This is a genomic window from Bacillus sp. AFS029533 (assembly GCF_002585125.1).
Taxonomy (GTDB): Bacteria; Bacillota; Bacilli; order Bacillales; family Bacillaceae_G; genus Gottfriedia; species Gottfriedia luciferensis_B.
Genome location: NZ_NUQC01000053.1, coordinates 1 through 19,115, shown reverse-complemented (window position 1 = coordinate 19,115; position 19,115 = coordinate 1). Strand labels below are relative to the sequence as shown.

Here is a 19,115-nt window from a genome sequence, read left to right as displayed (position 1 = left end):
AATATAATGACTTATAAGAGGTTCATGAGTAAGTAAAAAAGCGAAAAAATGAAATATAGTAACTCATAAAGGGTTCATGATTAAGCAAAAAATTGATAAGATGAAACTCACTAACCCATCATAAAAAAAGACTAATTCAATCGAATCAGTCTTTTAAAAATCACCATTCATTAGGTTCATAATTTAATTCTCTAAACAATTGAGTTTTTTCTTTCTTAGACAAGTCTCTCCATTGACCCATTGGTAGATTACCTAGAGTGATATTCATAATTCGTGTTCTTTGTAATCGATAAACTTCATATCCAAGCGCTTCACACATACGACGAATTTGACGGTTTAAACCTTGTGTTAAAATAATTTGGAAATCATATTTTGAAAGCTGTTTAACTTCACATGGTAATGTTTTTGTACCTAATATTTTTACCCCTTCAGACATTTTTGTTAAAAACTCAGGAGTTATTGGTTTATCTACAGATACAATATATTCTTTTTCATGCCTATTTTCAGCTCGTAAAATTTCATTTACAATATCACCATCATTTGTAAGGAGAATTAAACCTTCAGAATCTTTATCCAATCTTCCGATATTAAAGATACGTAATGGATGGTTTACTAGATCAACAATATTTCCTTTAACACCTTTTTCAGTAGTACTTGTTATACCAACTGGCTTGTTCAAGGCTATATAAACATGATTGCGGGCTAGTCTAATATGTTCACCATTTACAATTACTTCATCACCAGGCTCAACTTGATCGCCGACTTTTGCTACTCTACCATTTAATTTTACTCGTCCTTCACTAATTAACTTATCCGCTCCACGTCTCGAAGCCTTTCCAGACTCACTAATAAATTTATTTAAACGAATGTTAAACAACCCCTTAAATTCTAAATTATACTTTCAGAATAACATATATAGCTTTTTAATGAGAATACCATTCGACTATAACGAAAAGTACTTTTAAATTATTTTTGTTTACTACTATTTTATCCACATTCATTATATTATTTTCTAAATTATATAACAAAAATGTTTTTTATTGACAGACTGTAAGTCAGGTCGTATGATAGAAAAAATATATTAATATTTTCTCATATAAACTTGAAAATAAGGTTCAAGAGTTTCTACCTAGCGCCCGTAAACTGCTAGACTATGAGGAAGAGCTCTGGATTTTTGTTTTCTTTACAATGTAAAACTGCCTGCTTTTTCTCATGAAAAGCGGGCAGTTTTTTTATTTCAATATAATAAAGGAGTCATCATATGTTTCAACTTAAAGAACGAAATACTTCAGTTAAAATTGAAGTATTAGCTGGTTTAACTACATTTTTAACATTGGCGTACATCATTATTGTCAATCCTATGATTTTAAAGGACGCAGGTGTACCTTTTAACCAGGCATTCCTAGCTACTATTCTAGCAACAATTATTGGGACTTTAACCATGTCATTGATTGCTAATTATCCCATCGTTATTGCGCCTGCAATGGGGTTAAATGCCTATTTTACTTATTCTGTAATTGGGGGACATAATCTCCCATACTCAGTAGGTTTTTCTGCTGTTTTTATTACTGGAATTTTATTTTTACTACTTTCTTTAACATCTTTCCGAACAAAATTGATTCAGGCAATTCCTGCAAACTTAAAGCATGCAATTGCTGCTGGAATTGGTTTGTTCATTACCTTTATTGGCTTACGTTTATCAGGTATTGTCACAGATCACCCTACTAATCTAGTTCAAATCGGTGATTTTAGTTCCCCTAAGGTTGCACTTACATTGATTGGTTTACTAATAACAATTGTATTTATGGCACTTAACTTAAATGGTGCGTTATTTCTAGGGATGATTACGACGGGGCTAATTGCCTATTTTACAGGTCAATTAAATTTTGCAAATGGCTTTGTTGCTATGCCTCATTTACCAAAAGGAATTTTAGTATACAACCCAATTGATTCAGTGAAAGACATTATTCAATATGGACTTTATAGTGTGATTTTCTCATTCTTACTTGTCATGTTATTCGATACAACAGGAGCTTTACTAGCAATTGTTAAACAAGCGGGTCTTATCAAAAATGGGAAGTTAGAAAAGGGAGGAAGTGCATTCTCAGCTGATTCAATTGGAACAATTGTTGGTGCAATGTTAGGAACAAGTCCGACTGCAGCAACTGTAGAATCCTCTGCTGGTGTTGGTGCTGGTGGAAAAACTGGTTTAACTTCATTAACGGTTGTAGTCCTATTTGTAATCGCAGCATTCTTTAGCCCAATGATTGGTTCCGTTTCAGAAGTTGCTGCAATTACAGCGCCTAGCTTAATTATTGTTGGCTGTTTTATGATTAAAAGTATTTCGGAGATTAAATGGGATGATTTTGAAGAAGCATTCCCGGCATTTTTAGTCATCGTTAGTATGCCATTAACATCAAGCATTGCAAACGGTATTGCTTTAGGCTTTATTTCTTATCCAATCATGAAAATCGTAAAACGTAAATTTAAAGATGTACACCCATTTGTTTATTTATTTGCAGTATTATTTTTAGTTCAATTAGTATTTTTTGCACATAAATAATAGAGAACATAAAAAGCAGGTTAAAGACACTGAAGTCTTTTCCTGCTTTTTATTAATCTTAAATATACTTATATATCAACTTGCTTTATATTTTTCGTCACTTCTAATAGTCGATTTTAATCTCCAATAAACAGGTAAACCAACAATTGCAATAGCAATTGATACAAGTGCATCCATTGGTGCATTTATAATCGTACTACAGATGATGTAAAGTGTACCTAATATTGCCACAATCGGAGTGATAGGGTATAAAGGCACTTTATATAATTTATTTCCTCCTTTATCTTTTTTACGTAATATGAAGATTGCATTAAAGGCTAGTCCATAAAATAAGAACACTGCAAATATAGCCATATCAGAAAGTCGATCTGGGTTCCAGAATATCATCATTGCTAAAGCTAAAACAATTTGAAAAACTGTTGAGCCTACTGGCGTATTAAATTTAGGGTGAATACTAGATAATACTTTTGAACCAGGTAGAAAGTTTCGTTCTGCCATTGCAAATGTAACCCTTGGGAATGTGAGAATTTTGCCATTTAAACAGCCAAAAATAGAAATTAAGATTCCGATGGCAAGAATTTTTCCACCAATGCTACCAAAAAGTGAAGAAGCCGCCGCTGTAGCTGCATTAGGACCTAATTCAACAATTTTACTTGCAGATAAAACATGTAGCATTGCGATATTAACAGAAAGATAAGCTAAAATAACAATAACAATACCAGAAATAATAGCTCTAGGTAGAGTCTTTGAAGGATTCTTCATTTCTCCTGCCATAAAACCTACATTCATCCAGCCGTCATATGCCCATAAAGTCGCTAATACTGCTGCGCCCATACTAAGTGCTTGAGTAGAACTACCACTATCTGCATTAAAAACTGATACGTCCCCTTGAAGGATACCAAAAACAGCAATTAAAATAATAGGAACAAGTTTACCTGCAGTAGAAATTGTTTGAATAAATCCACCAAGTTGAGTGCCTAGTATGTTTAGACCACCTAGTAATATAATCGTGATAATACCAATAACTTTACTACTTCCCTGAAAACCGAAAAAATCTGCCAATAAAGAGCCGAAATAAAGACTAAGGGCACCCATAACAGCAGGTCCATAGACGAGGGTTTGTACCCAACCGCACAAAAATCCCCACTTCTCACCATAAACCTCTTCTATATAAGCATATAATCCACCAGTTCTTGGGATTTTTACACTTACTTCAGCGATTGTTAATCCACTTGCTAGTGTAATAACGCCACCGATAATCCACGCTAGAAGAGCCATAGTGGAGTTAGCAGTTGAAGACAGCACGATCCCAGGTTTCATAAAGATTCCAGAACCGATTACTGTACCGATTACTAAAGACGTTGATACGAAAAAGCCAATATTTTTCTTTAAATTTAGTTCTTTTTCCACGTTAAACGCTCCTTCCAGGACTATATTTATAAAATTAGAAAGATTATAGCATATTAATTTTCCAATCTGTTTTTTTCTGAAAAATTAAAATTATGTCTTATGTGATTTTGATATAGTGGATAAGACCCATTAAATCTGATGAATCTTTCATAAAATTTATTCATTATGACTATATAACCTATTGATAAAAGGTTATTAGTCGTAAAGATCGAACACTATAATTTAGGTATTTTAGACCGATTTTTTGTTAATTGTGGAATGCTATCTATTCTGGAGGTGAAGACGTGGAAGTTTCTTTTGAACATGTAGTAGATAACATATACGCTTTAGCGATATGGGATACTGAATGGAAGTCATATAATAATTGCTATTTTATAATTCAAGATAATGGAGTTACTCTCATTGACTCAGGAAAAGGGATCCACTCTAAGTATCTTAGGAAAGCTCTGGTTGAACTGGGTAAAACACCAGAAGACGTCCATCTCTTTTTAGCTACACATGGACATGAAGATCATATTGAAGGTTCTAATATTTTTAAAAATGCTAAGAAGTTTATCCATTCAAATGATAATGATTTGATGGATTCACTTGATTTAACTCAGTTTAGTAATGACCTAGAAGTATTTGAAGTAATTAATGAGTTTGAATATGAATTAGTTGGATACCATACTCCAGGTTCGGTCGTTTTTTATCAGCGCCCATCAAAAACAGTTTTTACGGGTGATTTCTTATGTTTCTTCGGTGATCCTTTATCAAAAGATGGGCTAGTTTCTAAAGGAGATGACCTTAGAAATGAGTGGGTAAAGTATCTGAGAGATGGTGGAGTCTCAATAGAACACTTAGATCATTTTCTAAGTGGACTAAAAAAAATAAATCAGTTTGATAGTAATGTTATGTGTACTGGACATGGAGGAATCCTAGTAGGAAATATTAAAGAGTTTATAAATGATCTAATTGATGTCGGAGTTCAATATAGTAAAAGAGTATCGGATTATTGACCGATTAATTCAGCCTTTTTTATTGGAAATCGTGTATAGAAAGGGCTTAGTTTGCACTTTAAAAGGTTAGAATGGAATATTCTTACCAATAATGAACTATATAGACTGTAAAAGGGTTTCTTTAAATACTTAAAATTACTTTAATGGGAGTGCATTGTAATGAAGTTAAAAACATTAATTGGGCTATTATTAGGTTCATTTACAACATTCTTCATATTAAGTCTCCTAAGTAATAAACTTACCAATAAAGAGTACTGGTTTTATGCATCAATCTATCTTGTCTTTATGGTTTTAGCATACTTGGCAATTAACTTAATTCGAAAAGTTAAGGCGTCAAAGAAGACTGATTCATTTTGAATCAGTCTTTTCTATTTACCTGTTTTATCAATTTCTTATTATAAGAAAAATAAATGATGATAATATTGATAATAAGTAAATCTAATACTAGGAGATTGAGTATGGATCAAATTCTTTTGGTTTTTATGGCGGTCGCTGAAAAAAGAAACTTTTCAAGAGCGGCTGAAGAGTTACATATGACTCAACCATCTGTTAGTCAGCAAATTCAATTACTTGAGAAGCATATCGGTGCAAAGCTTTTAATTAGAACGAATAAATATGTTCAGTTAACGAAAGCTGGAGAAATTGTTTATTTGCATGCTAAGGAAATAACTAGTTTATACAAGCGTATGTCAACTCTTGTGAATGATCTGATGAATGAGGCTAGTGGTCATCTTAAAATAGGTGCAAGTTATACTTTTGGTGAATATGTATTACCGCAAATTTTAGCTGAAATGAAGAGGCTTTTCCCGAATGTCATACCATCAGTACAAATAGGGAATACTCGAGAAATTGTTCAGGCCGCACTAAGTTATCAAATTGATATTGGTATAGTTGAAGGAGAAGCGACTCATTCAAATTTAAATATACAGCCTTTTGCAAATGATGAAATGTATATTATTTCTGGAACTAAGAGTGAAATATATTCCATTGAAGCTGTGACATTGAATCAAATTGAAAATGAAACTTGGATTGTTAGGGAAGAAGGATCTGGAACAAGGGAAGCGACTGAACGATTATTTGAATTATTAAAGATACGTCCTAAAAATATAATTGAATTTGGTAGTACACAATTAATTAAAGAAGCTGTAGAAGCTGGCATGGGAATTACCTATCTATCCGAGCTAGCAATAAAAAAAGAAAAACAGTTAAATACCATTGATTACCTAAAAGTAGAGGGGACACCTATTCAACGGAATTTTTCAATTATCACTGATAAAATCGAACTGCAAACGAAATCGATGGAAATATTTATTGAGTTAGTTAAGAAATATTATGAAAAATAAAGTAAGATTCCTTTTTTTATTAAGTTGAACATATAGTAAAACGAAAAGTGTTCAAACGATAAAAAGATAAAGGATAATCAAAATGATGGTCAAAAAACAAAAAGGTAAAACAGTATTAATTACCGGTCCAACGGAAGGAATCGGCTATGAGTTAACTAAATTATTTGCAAAAGATCATTACAACTTAGTTTTAGTTGCTAGGAATAAAACTAAATTAGAAGAAATGGCTATTTCATTGAAGAAGCAGTTCAATATAAAAGTACTAGTTATTACAGAAGACCTTTCTAAAGTAAATTCTGCTAAGTCCATTTTTGATCAAGTTACAAAATCACAAACGGAGATTGATATTCTAGTAAATAATGCTGGGGTTGCCCTATACGGGGAATTTGGTCAGACTGATTTAATTAAAGAGTTAAAGTTGATTCAGCTAAATATTGTTACTTTAACAGAGATAGTAAAATACTTTTTACCAAATATGCTTCAAAAAAAATCGGGCCAAATTATTAATATTGCATCTACTTCAGCTTTCCAACCAGGGCCAAAAATGTCTGTTTATGCAGCTTCAAAGGCGTATGTACTATCATTTAGTGAAGCTCTTTCAGAGGAATTAAGGCACACAGGAGTTAGTGTAACAGCTGTATGTCCAGGACCAACTAGAACGGGAATCATAAATTCATCCGGTGGAAATAATTCAAAGCTATTTAAAGGTAAAATTATGACCCCAAAAAAAGTTGCGAAGTTGACTTATGAGGCAGTTAGTAAGAAGAAAACGGTTGTTATTACAGGTATTAAGAATAAAATTTTAGCGCAATCTGTTCGATTCATCCCACGATCAATCGTTAGAAAACTTGCAAAAAAACTATTAGATGAGAGATAAAAAAATACAGTCTAATTAGGCTGTATTTTTTAGTTAGTATTTAATTACGCATTACCCATAATAATTTGTTCAAGTGTATTTGCTACATCTTGTGCACTATCAGAAACTGCTTCTAGCATTTCATAAATCTCTTTGAACTGAATGATTTTGATTGGATCTTTTTCATTTTTAAATAACTCTTTAATGGAAGTGCGTAATAACGCGTCACACTGTGACTCATAATCCTTTACTTGGATTGCGTGTACGCGCATTTCTAATAATTTTTTCCTTGAAAGTAACTGAATTGCTTTTAATATTTCATTTGCAGCACTGCGAATATTTTTAACGAACTTCACCATGAATTCATCTATTTGAATGATGGAGTACATTTCGAATGTTGCTGAACATTGCTCCATTCCGTCTAGTACATCGTCCATTTTATTTGCCAGTTCTAGTATATCTTCACGTTCAATTGGTGTAATAAATGTTTTATTTAATTCAACGATAACTTGATGAATATATGTATCACCCTTTGTTTCATAAGCCTTCATTTCTGCAGAAAATGTTTTTAAATCAGTAGCATTTTTTATTTTAAAGTCATCAAAATAAATCGAACATTCATTTAAATTATTTGCAATATTTAAGAGCATTTCAAAGAATGTATCATTTTTTTTACCTAGTCTCAAGTATAGTTCCTCCTAAAAAACAGATTGATTCTAATCCTTACATTATGTTGCTCAAGAGTATGAAATTTTATAAATATGATTCTTAAAAAACAGGTCCAGTTCGATCAATTTTTGCCTTTACGGAAGTTTTGAACTTAACATTCTTATATTCTTTGTCCCAATTTATTTTTTTCCATATATCTGGATAAGAGCTAGATAAGATTCCTCCAATTCCTAAAGCATCACAATTAGCTTCCAATAGTGATTTAGTGATTTCATCAGACTGTTTAGTAAGAATTTTTGAAACATCTTTATTTAATTTGTCTTTGTTAAGCTTTTCTCCTACTTTACCTGTGTAACTAGTAATTGTTAAATCAAGAGTTAAATTAATTCTACAAGTTATTTTTTTAGTTTTTTTATCTACTTTTAAATCTAAATCTCTTTTCATTGTTTTTACTCTATATGAAATTGAACGATGGTCTCCTAACTGTACAGCCATTTCAGCATATTTATTTAGTCGATCCATTAGTAACAATAAAAGACTTCCTTTTTCATTAGGTAAGCTAATTCCTGAAAATTTATCCCCATTAAATAGGTCTATTCCACCGATTGTAATTTTATCATTTTCGTCTTTTGTTACAAAAGGTAAAACGATATCTCGACCTGTATCTGTAATTTGTGTCCATGCTGTAAAAGCAGTTTCTTTAGGAATCTTTGTAGTATCTTCAGCAGCTTCTAGCCCTTTTAAAATAACAAATGCTATAGGGCTAGTTCCAGGATTAAGTGTAATAATGTCTGAAGCCTTATTTTCTGCTATTACAACTCTAGTAGAAACATAGGCTTGTCTAGGGCGATAAAAAAGCTCTAAATAAGGGTAAATTCCTTTTCTAGCAAGTTCTCTTCCGATTAAGATAATATGTGCTTTACTTACATCAATTAAGCCAGGTAGTTTATTGTTAATGTCAACTTCCATCCCGGATACACTAGGGCGGTTTACTTTAACAAGTTCGTCCTTAACTTCAAACTGTCCTCCACCTTTATTTTCAATATTTAAAGCTCTAACTGTAGCTAAAACATTATCGTTTTGATCTAAATCGAAGCTAATGCCATTGACCATTTTTTTATTTACTAATAGATTTTGATCCCAACAGCTAGCTAAAAAAAAGGTAAACAAACATAAGGTTATCAAAATTGATTTTCTTATAATTGTTCACTCCTTTCAGTTTTTGAAATGATGAAGGATAAACATAACAGAATGATGGGAAGTCCAAAAACAACTACATAGCTTAAGTAAGTTACATACTTATCAAAGATAGCTAGTTGATCCTCATCCAATGGTATGTTTGTTATGAAAAAAATTAAGATTCCACTAAGACATACATTTTTTTTAAATGATCTTTCATTACTGATAGTTTTAGCTGATAAAAATAAATAAAGGATTACCGAGGTTGTCATTGGTACAATCCAGACCGATAAAAAGATCAAATCTAAGCGGTCAATCATTTCAAACGAAAGGGCTTTAAATAAATATAAAACAGGCTCTCTAATTTGCAGAAGTTGTGTCGGACTAAAGCTTATTAGACAAATAAAGGTAAAATATGTATAGAATAATGTCACAGAGAAATTGGCAAGACTTACAGTTTTTAATATTCCTTTTTCAGTATCAAGCACAAAAGGGAAAATTAGTAAAAGACTTTCAAATCCTAATATCGAGAGTAATGATTTATGACTTCCTAAAATTATATTTTTTACACCTGATTGGCCAATCGGTTGAATATAGTGAAAATCATTTGGTAAATAAAAGGTAAAGAACGATAGTAAAAAAAGAAGGATGATTAAAACCGATGCTAATACAAAAAATCTTGATATGATTCTTAGGTCACTAATTGTTAAATAAATGCTTGATAAAATAATAATTAGCGATAGTAACCACATAGGAGTTAACGGTAATAACCAAAGAGTTATGCTTCTGATAAAAAGAGCACAAGCCAGACTTCCAATCATAATAAAATAGATATATATAAATAAGTTACAGAGCTTTCCTACATATTTACCTAAAATTTTTTTTGTAATATCTGTATATGTTGCATCTGGATATTTTCTTAGTAAAAGCCAGTAAATGAATAATGTAATTTGGACTGCTACTCCTGCAATTAAGGTAGAAATCCACCCATCACCTTTGGCTGTACTTTGAACTGCATTTGGTAATGAGAGAAGTCCAATACCGATTTGACTTTGGATAATAAAAAAGTAGAGCTGTAATTTAGAAATCGAATTACTATTCGTTATCATTTTTTCTTCCACACCCTAGATATTCTTTGCTGTACAATCTTTTGGGGAACTGCATCAGTTGGTCGAGTATTTTGTTTCCATGAAGGGAGTCTAAAGAAAGTATCCTTTATATCTTCCTTTCGAAAAGGCGCCATAGGAGAAAAATAAGGCATGCCAAAAGATTTTAATTTGCACATATGCATAAAAATTAACATTAAAGTTAGTGTAATTCCAAAGAAACCTAGTATTGAAGCCATGATCATCGTCGGAAAGCCCAATAGCCTCATACTAGTACCCATCTCACTAACTGGAGCTACAAACGAAGCAATTGCTGTAAAACCAATTACGACGATCATCGTGTTTGATACTAAATGCGCTTCTACAACAGCTGTACCAATTACTAGCCCACCAACTATACCAATTGTTTGAGCAATGGGAGAAGGCAGTCTAATAGCAGCTTCCTTGAGCAACTCTAATATGATTTGCATCGCAAAAGCTTCGACGAGAGGGAGAAATGGTACAAACTCTAAAGAAACCCTAATTGAATAAAGAAGGCCTATGGGTAGTATTTCAGAGTGGAAGGATACGATTGCAATGTATATGGCAGGTAAGCTAATTGCAACTATAAAACTAAATACCCTAATAATTCGAAAAAATGAACCAATCAACCATCTATGATTATAATCATCTGGAGCTTGATAAAAAGCGAAAAAGGTAATTGGAACAATAGAAACAGTTGGATTCCCATCTACAAGTAAATTTATTTTTCCGTCTAAAAGATAGGATGCAGCTCGGTCTGGTCTTTCTGTATTTAATACTTGTGGAAAAGGTGAAAACGTATTATCCTCAATCAATTCTTCGAGTTGTCCTGTTGAACGAAGACTGTCTAGTTTAAGACCTGAAATTCTTTCTTCAATGACCTCGACAAGTTTTCGATTTACAATTGAATCGATATAAACCATAGCAACCTTAGTATTCGTAATCGTACCAATCGTAAAATACTTAATCTTTAACTCAGGTGTACGAATTCTTTTTCTTAGTAATTGTATATTTGTATTTATACTTTCAACAAAACCATCGTGAGGACCATTAATATTTTGTTCATTAGCAGGTTCAGAAATTGTACGTTCCTTATCATCTGCTGCTGCTGCTAATATTCCATTTAAACAATTTTCTTCTAAAATTAGACAAAATCCGTCTAATAAACTATCCCCTAATTCTGAGATATTTGTTGAGTTTTTAATCTCATATGATTTGACGATATTGCCTGTTTCATCCTTTGTTTCTCTTAAAATAGGTTCAATAATAAATGATTGAAGTGCCTCAATTTTTATCATCGATTCAAGAAACAAAATAGCAAAAATCTGAGCATTTTTATGAATAATCTTAACGACTAAATCTTCTGTTTGACATAAGTAATCTTGAATCATTTCAATATTATTTTTTAGATTTTTTGTTAAAACTTCATCTTTATTTGAACTCATCGTTGTTGTATTTGTTCTCATATTGATACCTCTTTGATGGAAGGTCTAATTGGGTTTATTCTTTCCAAAATTAGGTTGTGTATGCAATGAAGACTCATATGATAAATCATTTACGATTCCGTTTTTTAGATTAACAAAAACGTAAAATATCAGTTTTATAAAAAGTAGAAAAATCGAATCTTGTAGAAATAAACTTGTTGACTTTTTATTTTTTGCATAATAATATAAGGACAATTAATTTAAATAAACATCTATAATTACTTTGCGTTGACGAAGAGTAGTAACGATTACGGAAACTAAAGAGAGCTGATGGTTGGTGCGAATCAGTGTGAAAGTAATCGCGAATGGACTTCTGAGCATTCAAACCGAACCTTAAATAAGTAGTAGGCTTTGGCGAGTAGTCTTCTCGTTACAAAAGACGGGTATTCAATGGAAAGTTGATTGGATACCGACAAAGCGAGCTGTTAATCAGCTAATGAAGGTGGCACCACGGGTCTCTCGTCCTTTTTAAGACGGGGGGCCCTTTTTGTATTTCTTTAAAATTAAATAAAATTAAATCGCTGAGTAAGAAGAGTAAATATTGGTGAATGTCACAGAGAGTTAGACAATGGTGGGAGTCTAATACAGGAACCTTTATCGAATGGGCTTACGAGAGGCATCTTGAACAATATAGTAGGGATGCACGGATTTCCACCGTTAAAAGGATAGGATATCGGAATTAGATTAGTAACTTATTCCCGTATCCGAAAAGTGGGATTCAGATAAATCTGATCCAATCTGAGGTGGTACCGCGGTAGCAACTAATCGTCCTCTATATGCACAATCTTTGTGCGTATAGGGGACTTTTTTATATTCAACATTAAATTTTTGGAGGTCGAACAAATTGTCAGTACAAAACAAAGCAGAAATAGTCATTGAAACGATAATGGGGGATTTGTTTACACCGATTTTATTATTTAAGAAATTGACCGCTAGCAAAAAGTTTTTATTTGAAAGTTCATTTAAACATAAAGATTCTGGACGTTACTCATTTGTTGGCTCAAAACCAGCTTTTGAATTGGTTGGGACAAATCAAAGTGGCCAAATCATCTATAAAAATGGCCAGAAAGAAGAGTTTGTTGGAAATCCTCTTTTAAAACTGAAAGAGTTAATACCAAAGCAGGATTGCTTAAAGATATTGGATATCCCTTTCATTGGAGGGGGAATTGGGTATGTAGGATATGATATGATTCGCCAGTTTGAAGAGATCGGTGATGAACTGGAAGATGTTATCGGAATGCCAGATCTCCATTTAATGTTTTTTGAAGTCATTATTGTATTTGATCATTTGGAACAGAAAATTCATTTGGTTGGAACAAGGCTTACGGATGAAACAACATTAGAAGATTTGAAGAGCGAAATTCAAAAGTATAAGCAACTAATTTTATCTAACTCAAATCAAGAGGAGGAAGTAAAACCAGTTGTATTTTCTACGTTCGAATCTGAAGTTAGTAAATCGGACTATATGTCCAAAGTAGAAAAGGCAAAGTCATTTATTCAAAAAGGAGATATTTTTCAAGTCGTTCTATCACATCGAATGGGAGCAAAATTTGAAGGGAATCCATTTGATTATTATCGAAAATTACGAATCCAAAATCCGTCACCATATATGTATTATATCGATTTTGGTGATAGCGTTGTTGCTGGTACTTCCCCTGAAAGTTTAATAAAAGTTAAAGATAATCAGGTCATAACGAATCCAATTGCCGGTACGAAACGAAGAGGGAAAACGGATGAACAAGACTTAATGATCGAAAGGGATTTATTACAGGATGAAAAGGAACTTGCCGAACATAAAATGCTTGTTGATTTAGGTAGAAATGATCTAGGCAAAGTTTGCGAGTTTGGAACAATCAAATTAGAAAAATATATGAACGTTGAAAGATACAAATATGTCATGCATATCGTTTCCGAAGTTAGCGGGCAATTAAAAAAACCACATACCTCACTTGATGCTCTTATTGCTTGCTTACCAGCTGGAACTGTATCGGGTGCACCTAAGATTAGAGCAATGGAAATCATTAATGATTTAGAGAGTTCAAAGAGAGGGGTATATTCCGGTGCAGTCGGTTATGTATCCGTAAATGGAAACCTTGATTTTGCATTAGCTATTCGAACGATGATTTTAAAAAATCAAATGGCCTATATTCAAGCAGGAGCAGGTATTGTTTATGACAGCAAACCTGAAAACGAATATGAAGAGACCATTAATAAACTAAAGGCTTTTTTGGAGGAAAATCATGATTTTAATAATTGATCACTATGATTCTTTTACTTACAATCTTTATCAATTTTTAGGAGAGCTTGGCGAAGAAATGAAAATCGCTAGATATGACAAAATTTCGATTGATGAAATAAAAGAAATGAATCCAAAAGCAATTATTCTTTCTCCAGGACCAGGTAAGCCCGAAGAGAAGCAGGAAACGAATGAACTCATACAAACTTTTCATAAGACTGTGCCAATACTAGGCATTTGCTTAGGGCACCAAGCAATCGGTTATGCATTCGGCGCAAAAATCATTAAAGCTGGACAAATCAAACATGGAAAAACATCGAAAATTAGGCATGATGGCAGTAATTTATTTGCCTACATGTCCCAACCGTTAGAAGTTATGCGATACCATTCACTGGTAATTGAAAAGGAAACTATACCGCCATTATTTGAAACTTTAGCATTTGCTATGGACGATCAAGAAATCATGGCCATTAAACATCGAAAATATCCAATCTACGGCATGCAATTTCATCCGGAATCTATTGGAACAGAATACGGAAAACAACTTTTACTAAATTTTTTAAATGAAATAAAGGAGGAATTAAAAGATGAAAGAGTACCTTCAACGCTTAGCTAATCGAGAGTCGTTTACAGTAGAAGAAATGCAAGTAGCTGTCGGTAGGATTCTACAGGATGATCAAATATCAGATAGTGAAATCGCAGCATTTCTAGTTGCTTTAAAAACAAAAGGTGAAACAGTAAACGAAATCGCAGGACTAGTAAACGCAATTCGAAATCATACGGTAGGATTTACTAGGAAGTTTCATAATGTCATTGATAACTGTGGGACAGGTGGAGATAACTCATCGAGCTTTAATGTGAGTACAACATCAGCGTTTGTTATTGCGGGAAGTGGAATTCCAATTGCAAAACATGGAAACCGTAGCATGTCCAGTAAAACAGGTAGTGCCGATGTATTAGAACAATTAGGTGTGGAGCTATCGATTCCAACACAAGCTTCCGAGGAGCTTTTAGATGAAATAGGAATTGCCTTTTTATTTGCTCCATATGTTCATCCAAGGTTGAAAAAAGTTATGAAGGTTAGACGTGAGTTGCAAATCCCGACCATTTTTAATTTAATAGGACCTTTAACAAATCCTGTTGAGTTAGAGACCCAACTATTAGGAATTTACAGAAGAGATTATTTAGAGGTATTTGCAGAAGTACTAAATAAATTAGGACGTAAACGAGCGATTGTATTAAACGGTGCAGGGCATTTAGATGAAGCATCGTTAGCCGGCGAAAATCATATCATCCTACTTGAAAATAAGGAACTGAAAAAGATGACACTTCATCCAGAAGAAGTCGGATTAACTTATTATCCAAATACAGAAATAAAAGGTGGAGATGCAAAGAGGAATGCAGATATTCTTCTTCGAGTATTAAAAGGAGAAAAAGGAGCTTTTAGAGATACAGTTTTATTAAATGCTGGTTTAGCAATCTATACCTCAGGGCTTGTCAATCAAATTACAGATGGTATTAGGAAGGCTGAAGAGAGCATTGATTCTGGTGCAGCTTATGAGAAATTACAAAAACTAGTCGAAAAAACTAGCAAACTAAAAAGAGAGGTTATATAAATGGAAACCATTTTAGATCGAATTATTTCTCAAAAACAAATCGAAATTAAAAGTTTAAGAGCGATTAGTCGGAAAATAACAAACCAATCAACGAATTTATCATTAATTGAACAATTAAAAGTTGCAGACCATTTATCGATTATTGCAGAGTTTAAACGTGCATCACCATCAAAAGGTGATATTAATACAAATCTTAATCCTGCAGAACAAGCAAAGAAATACGAAGAAAATGGAGCAGCCGCAATATCTGTTTTAACAGATACAACTTTCTTCAAAGGTTCCTTTAAAGATCTGAAAATCGTGCGTGATTCCGTTAATATTCCGATATTATGCAAGGATTTTATTATCAATCCAGTTCAAATAGATATCGCAAAAGAGCATGGAGCAAACATTATTTTACTAATCGCTGCTGCGTTACCATTTACAGCATTAAATCATTTATATCAGTATGCTAAGCAGCAAAATCTTGAAGTATTGATGGAAGTACATGACGAGGAAGATTTAGAAAAAGCACTAAAAATTAGGCCTGGTCTATATGGCATTAATAACCGAAACTTAAAAACATTTGAAGTGGATCTGGGTGTGACAGAAAGACTAGCACCACTTATTCAAGCAGATGGAGGGTTCATTATTAGTGAAAGTGGAATTTTCAATCAGTATGATGCAAAACGTGTAAGAGATGTTGGGGCAAACGGAATTTTAGTCGGAGAGGCATTAATGAGGAGCAATGAATTATCATCAAACATGAGAGAGTTGATGGTTCCTATTCTTAAGGAGGCTAAGCAGTGAAAGTGAAAATTTGTGGTATTACCGATTTAATAACAGCTAAAAGTGCAATAGATGCCGGAGCTGATGCAATTGGTTTTGTTTTTGCAGAAAGTAAACGTCAAATTGAAATTTCCGAGGCAAAAAAAATCATCGAATCATTGCCAGATTCGGTAATGAAGATTGGCGTTTTTGTAAATGAAACAAAGGAGACATTAGAATCCATTTACCAGGAAGTTGGTTTAACACATCTTCAGCTACATGGGGATGAAACGCCAGAATTTTGTCGTTCATTATCTTTTCCAGTAATCAAAGCATTACGAGTTCAATCGGAAAAGGACGTTGAAAAAATAGCAGAATATGATTGTGATTATATTTTAGTTGATAGCCCGAGTGGAAAATATCGTGGAGGAAACGGAACAACATTTAACTGGAATCTTGTTAGATCAAAGAAAGTAGATAATTTGATTTTAGCCGGTGGATTGACGATTGAGAATGTAATACCTGCATGTAGCGTCGTAAAACCAATAATGGTTGATGTAAGTAGTGGGGTTGAAACAAACGGAAAAAAAGATAAAGAAAAAATAAAAAGTTTTATAAAAAAAGTTAAATTAGGAGGAATTTAAATGTCTACGTATACACTTCCAGATGTAAAAGGTCATTTCGGTATGTATGGAGGGAAATATATACCCGAAACGCTTGTTCAAGCCATAACTGAATTAGAAGAAGCTTATTCAAAAATTAAAGATGATGCAGCATTTAATGAGGAAATTGAAAGATTGTCAAAGGATTATGTAGGTCGCCAAACACCTCTTTACTTTGCAGAAAACTTAACTAAGCATGCTAACGGAGCTAGCATTTATTTAAAACGTGAGGACTTAAATCATACTGGTGCTCACAAAATTAACAATGCGATTGGTCAGGCATTACTTGCAATTCGAATGGGTAAACGAAAAATCGTTGCTGAAACAGGAGCGGGACAACATGGTGTAGCAACTGCAACTGTTTGTGCTTTATTAAATTTAGAATGTGTTATTTTCATGGGCGCGGAGGATGTTCGAAGACAAGAACTGAATGTTTTCCGAATGGAATTACTAGGTGCAAAAGTGATTAGTGTTGAATCCGGAAGTGCGACACTAAAGGATGCAGTAAATGAAGCACTTCGCTACTGGGTTGCAAATGTAGATGACACACATTATTTATTAGGATCAGTAATGGGGCCGCACCCTTTTCCTATGATGGTACGAGATTTCCAAAGTGTAATTGGAAAAGAAACAAGACAACAATTTTTAGCAAAGGAAGGTAAACTTCCTGATGCAGTAGTAGCTTGTATTGGCGGAGGAAGTAATGCAATTGGTATGTTCCATCCATTTATAACGGATGAAAGTGTAAAGTTATTTGGAGTAGAAGCGGCTGGGCATGGAATCCATACAGATAAGCAAGCAGCATCTTTAACAAAAGGTGTACCAGGCGTATTACACGGTGCATTAATGTATTTACTACAAGATGAAGATGGTCAAATACAAGAAGCCCATTCAATTTCTGCGGGGCTTGACTACCCAGGGGTAGGTCCTGAACATTGTTATTTAAAAGATATTGAACGAGTTAAATACGAATCGATCACAGATGAAGAAGCACTTGAAGCATTCCAATTACTAGCAAGATTAGAAGGAATCATTCCAGCATTAGAAAGTGCACATGCTGTTGCCTATGCAATAAAGCTAGCAGCAACAATGAAGAAAGATGAAAGTTTAGTCATTTGTTTATCAGGTAGAGGCGATAAAGATGTTCATACCGTTCGTGAGCGATTAAAGGAGGGTAAATAATATGTTAAATCGAATTGAATTCCAATTTTCAGAACGACTTAAAAAAGGGGAAAAGCTTTTTATTCCTTATGTAATGGCAGGAGATGGTGGTCTTGAAGTATTAGGGGGAAGACTTGCTTTACTAGAAAAATTTGGCGCATCAGCAATCGAAATAGGTATTCCATTCTCAGACCCAGTAGCAGACGGACCAGTAATTCAACAAGCAGGTATTCGAGCATTACAGGCTGGTACAACATTAAAAGCTGTAATCGAAAAAATAAAAGAAGTTCGTAAGTTAATTTCTGTACCTTTAATCGTCATGACCTATATGAATCCCATTTTAGCTTATGGAATTGACAGGTTCGTATCTGACCTACAGCAAGCAGGGGTAGATGGATGTATTATTCCTGACCTACCAATCGAAGAAGAAGAAATTATCATTCATCAACTTGAAGAATGTGGAGTAGAACTAATTCGATTAGTCACAATGGCTACACCAAAAGATCGAATCATTAAAATTGCTGAAAAAGGAAGAGGATTCTTATACACAGTAACAGTAAAAGGGATTACTGGTGTTCGAAATGAGCTAGATGATAGCCTATCATCCTTTTTAAAAAGTGTTAAAGAAATTAGTAATAAACCTGTAATAGCTGGATTCGGTGTATCTAATCCAGAACAAGTAAAGGAATTAAGCCAAGATTGTGATGGAGTTATTGTTGGAAGTAAAATTGTTGATTTATTTAATCAAAATAAGATTAATGAAATTAAACTTTTAATGGAATCAAGTTTAGTAAGTGAAGAAGTAATTTAATAAAAAGTGAATCAGGCTAGATCAGTGGCCTGATTTTTTATTTTTTTAGGGTATTCTTTCGAGCCTAACCATGCTTAGCTCTGAAAAATAGCTGATTCTAGGTAATAATTGGTCTGTGTTAACCTTTTTAGATGAAAAAGTTTGAATAAGATTGATATTATCATCTGATTTTAGTGGAATTACACGTGAAACGGTAAGCGGTATGGGTATAATAAACGTTTAATTGCGGTTTTCTGTATCTACGTCAATAAAA

General features: G+C 33.3%; 18 protein-coding genes, 1 riboswitch and 2 other annotated features. Of the genes, 12 read left to right on the top strand and 6 right to left on the bottom strand.

Annotated features, from left to right (window positions below; all coding sequences use genetic code 11):
* Positions 1-160: 160 nt before the first annotated feature.
* Positions 161-877 carry a 23S rRNA pseudouridine(2604) synthase RluF gene (gene rluF, locus COE53_RS21695; RefSeq protein WP_175495618.1) on the bottom strand — a complete coding sequence of 239 codons (717 nt, stop codon included), beginning with the start codon at positions 875-877 and terminating at the stop codon, positions 161-163.
* A gap of 195 nt (positions 878-1,072) precedes the next feature.
* A riboswitch (purine riboswitch) is annotated at positions 1,073-1,174 on the top strand.
* Positions 1,175-1,261: 87 nt separating this feature from the next.
* Here rluF and COE53_RS21690 point away from each other — a divergent pair.
* Positions 1,262-2,563 (top strand): NCS2 family permease, encoded by a 1,302-nt coding sequence (locus COE53_RS21690; protein ID WP_069034981.1) that lies wholly within the window; start codon positions 1,262-1,264, stop codon positions 2,561-2,563.
* Positions 2,564-2,638: 75 nt separating this feature from the next.
* Here COE53_RS21690 and COE53_RS21685 read toward each other — a convergent pair whose 3' ends face one another.
* Positions 2,639-3,973: an APC family permease gene (locus tag COE53_RS21685; protein WP_091023336.1), complete on the bottom strand. Its 1,335-nt coding sequence runs from the start codon at positions 3,971-3,973 to the stop codon at positions 2,639-2,641.
* Positions 3,974-4,257: 284 nt separating this feature from the next.
* Between COE53_RS21685 and COE53_RS21680 the strand changes: the two genes are divergently transcribed.
* From COE53_RS21680 to COE53_RS21665, 4 genes are all read left to right on the top strand, one after another.
* Complete coding sequence (locus COE53_RS21680; RefSeq protein WP_069034979.1) at positions 4,258-4,971, top strand: MBL fold metallo-hydrolase; 714 nt, start codon at positions 4,258-4,260, stop codon at positions 4,969-4,971.
* 159 nt (positions 4,972-5,130) lie between these two features.
* Positions 5,131-5,328 (top strand): hypothetical protein, encoded by a 198-nt coding sequence (locus COE53_RS21675; protein ID WP_069034978.1) that lies wholly within the window; start codon positions 5,131-5,133, stop codon positions 5,326-5,328.
* Between the two features lie 101 nt (positions 5,329-5,429).
* Positions 5,430-6,314: a LysR family transcriptional regulator gene (locus COE53_RS21670; RefSeq protein WP_069034977.1), complete on the top strand. Its 885-nt coding sequence runs from the start codon at positions 5,430-5,432 to the stop codon at positions 6,312-6,314.
* An 82-nt stretch (positions 6,315-6,396) separates the two neighbouring features.
* Positions 6,397-7,191: an SDR family NAD(P)-dependent oxidoreductase gene (locus COE53_RS21665; protein WP_069034976.1), complete on the top strand. Its 795-nt coding sequence runs from the start codon at positions 6,397-6,399 to the stop codon at positions 7,189-7,191.
* A 44-nt stretch (positions 7,192-7,235) separates the two neighbouring features.
* On the opposite strand, the gene COE53_RS21660 is transcribed toward COE53_RS21665, so the two are convergent.
* The 4 genes from COE53_RS21660 to COE53_RS21645 all read right to left on the bottom strand — a co-directional run bounded on the left by COE53_RS21660 (position 7,236) and on the right by COE53_RS21645 (position 11,611).
* Positions 7,236-7,856, bottom strand: a complete 621-nt coding sequence (locus COE53_RS21660) for a DUF47 domain-containing protein (RefSeq protein WP_286143774.1) — start codon at positions 7,854-7,856, stop codon at positions 7,236-7,238.
* Positions 7,857-7,938: 82 nt separating this feature from the next.
* The gene (locus tag COE53_RS21655) at positions 7,939-9,024 is read right to left on the bottom strand and encodes a Ger(x)C family spore germination protein (protein WP_286143775.1); all 1,086 of its coding nucleotides are present in this window, start codon (positions 9,022-9,024) and stop codon (positions 7,939-7,941) included.
* Positions 9,025-9,035: 11 nt separating this feature from the next.
* A complete protein-coding gene (locus tag COE53_RS21650; protein WP_091023340.1) occupies positions 9,036-10,127 on the bottom strand; it encodes a GerAB/ArcD/ProY family transporter in 1,092 nt (363 codons plus the stop codon).
* Positions 10,124-11,611 carry a spore germination protein gene (locus tag COE53_RS21645; protein ID WP_091023342.1) on the bottom strand — a complete coding sequence of 496 codons (1,488 nt, stop codon included), beginning with the start codon at positions 11,609-11,611 and terminating at the stop codon, positions 10,124-10,126. The genes COE53_RS21650 and COE53_RS21645 overlap by 4 nt, the downstream gene beginning before the upstream one ends.
* Positions 11,612-11,848: 237 nt before the next feature.
* Positions 11,849-12,099, top strand: a binding site (T-box leader).
* A 42-nt stretch (positions 12,100-12,141) separates the two neighbouring features.
* Positions 12,142-12,405 (top strand) — a binding site (T-box leader).
* Between the two features lie 110 nt (positions 12,406-12,515).
* Here COE53_RS21645 and trpE point away from each other — a divergent pair.
* Genes trpE through trpA form a run of 7 tightly spaced genes read left to right on the top strand, consistent with a single transcriptional unit; the run spans position 12,516 to position 18,862 of the window.
* The gene (gene trpE, locus COE53_RS21640; RefSeq protein ID WP_098948720.1) at positions 12,516-13,886 is read left to right on the top strand and encodes an anthranilate synthase component I; all 1,371 of its coding nucleotides are present in this window, start codon (positions 12,516-12,518) and stop codon (positions 13,884-13,886) included.
* Entirely contained in the window at positions 13,870-14,481 is a 612-nt protein-coding gene (locus COE53_RS21635) for an anthranilate synthase component II (protein WP_069034973.1), read from the top strand. Before trpE ends, COE53_RS21635 begins: the two co-directional genes overlap by 17 nt.
* Positions 14,453-15,481: an anthranilate phosphoribosyltransferase gene (gene trpD, locus COE53_RS21630; RefSeq protein WP_098948713.1), complete on the top strand. Its 1,029-nt coding sequence runs from the start codon at positions 14,453-14,455 to the stop codon at positions 15,479-15,481. Before COE53_RS21635 ends, trpD begins: the two co-directional genes overlap by 29 nt.
* A complete protein-coding gene (gene trpC, locus COE53_RS21625) occupies positions 15,482-16,270 on the top strand; it encodes an indole-3-glycerol phosphate synthase TrpC (protein ID WP_098948712.1) in 789 nt (262 codons plus the stop codon). It abuts the gene before it with no gap.
* Positions 16,267-16,872, top strand: coding sequence for a phosphoribosylanthranilate isomerase (locus COE53_RS21620; protein ID WP_098948711.1), 606 nt, complete (start codon positions 16,267-16,269; stop codon positions 16,870-16,872). The genes trpC and COE53_RS21620 overlap by 4 nt, the downstream gene beginning before the upstream one ends.
* A complete protein-coding gene (gene trpB, locus COE53_RS21615) occupies positions 16,873-18,072 on the top strand; it encodes a tryptophan synthase subunit beta (protein WP_069034969.1) in 1,200 nt (399 codons plus the stop codon). It begins immediately after the preceding gene.
* Position 18,073: 1 nt separating this feature from the next.
* On the top strand, positions 18,074-18,862 hold the full coding sequence (gene trpA, locus COE53_RS21610; protein ID WP_098948710.1) for a tryptophan synthase subunit alpha: 789 nt from the start codon (positions 18,074-18,076) through the stop codon (positions 18,860-18,862).
* Positions 18,863-19,115 lie beyond the last annotated feature (253 nt).

Bases quoted from the DNA above. Each gene is read 5' to 3' on its own strand.
- trpA (WP_098948710.1), top strand. From the start codon at position 18,074: ATGTTAAATCGAATTGAATTCCAATTTTCAGAACGACTTAAAAAAGGG.
- COE53_RS21670 (WP_069034977.1), top strand. From the start codon at position 5,430: ATGGATCAAATTCTTTTGGTTTTTATGGCGGTCGCTGAAAAAAGAAAC.
- COE53_RS21635 (WP_069034973.1), top strand. From the start codon at position 13,870: ATGATTTTAATAATTGATCACTATGATTCTTTTACTTACAATCTTTAT.
- COE53_RS21645 (WP_091023342.1), bottom strand. From the start codon at position 11,611: ATGAGAACAAATACAACAACGATGAGTTCAAATAAAGATGAAGTTTTA.
- COE53_RS21690 (WP_069034981.1), top strand. From the start codon at position 1,262: ATGTTTCAACTTAAAGAACGAAATACTTCAGTTAAAATTGAAGTATTA.
- COE53_RS21675 (WP_069034978.1), top strand. From the start codon at position 5,131: ATGAAGTTAAAAACATTAATTGGGCTATTATTAGGTTCATTTACAACA.
- trpD (WP_098948713.1), top strand. From the start codon at position 14,453: ATGAAAGAGTACCTTCAACGCTTAGCTAATCGAGAGTCGTTTACAGTA.
- COE53_RS21650 (WP_091023340.1), bottom strand. From the start codon at position 10,127: ATGATAACGAATAGTAATTCGATTTCTAAATTACAGCTCTACTTTTTT.
- trpE (WP_098948720.1), top strand. From the start codon at position 12,516: ATGGGGGATTTGTTTACACCGATTTTATTATTTAAGAAATTGACCGCT.
- trpC (WP_098948712.1), top strand. From the start codon at position 15,482: ATGGAAACCATTTTAGATCGAATTATTTCTCAAAAACAAATCGAAATT.
- COE53_RS21665 (WP_069034976.1), top strand. From the start codon at position 6,397: ATGATGGTCAAAAAACAAAAAGGTAAAACAGTATTAATTACCGGTCCA.
- trpB (WP_069034969.1), top strand. From the start codon at position 16,873: ATGTCTACGTATACACTTCCAGATGTAAAAGGTCATTTCGGTATGTAT.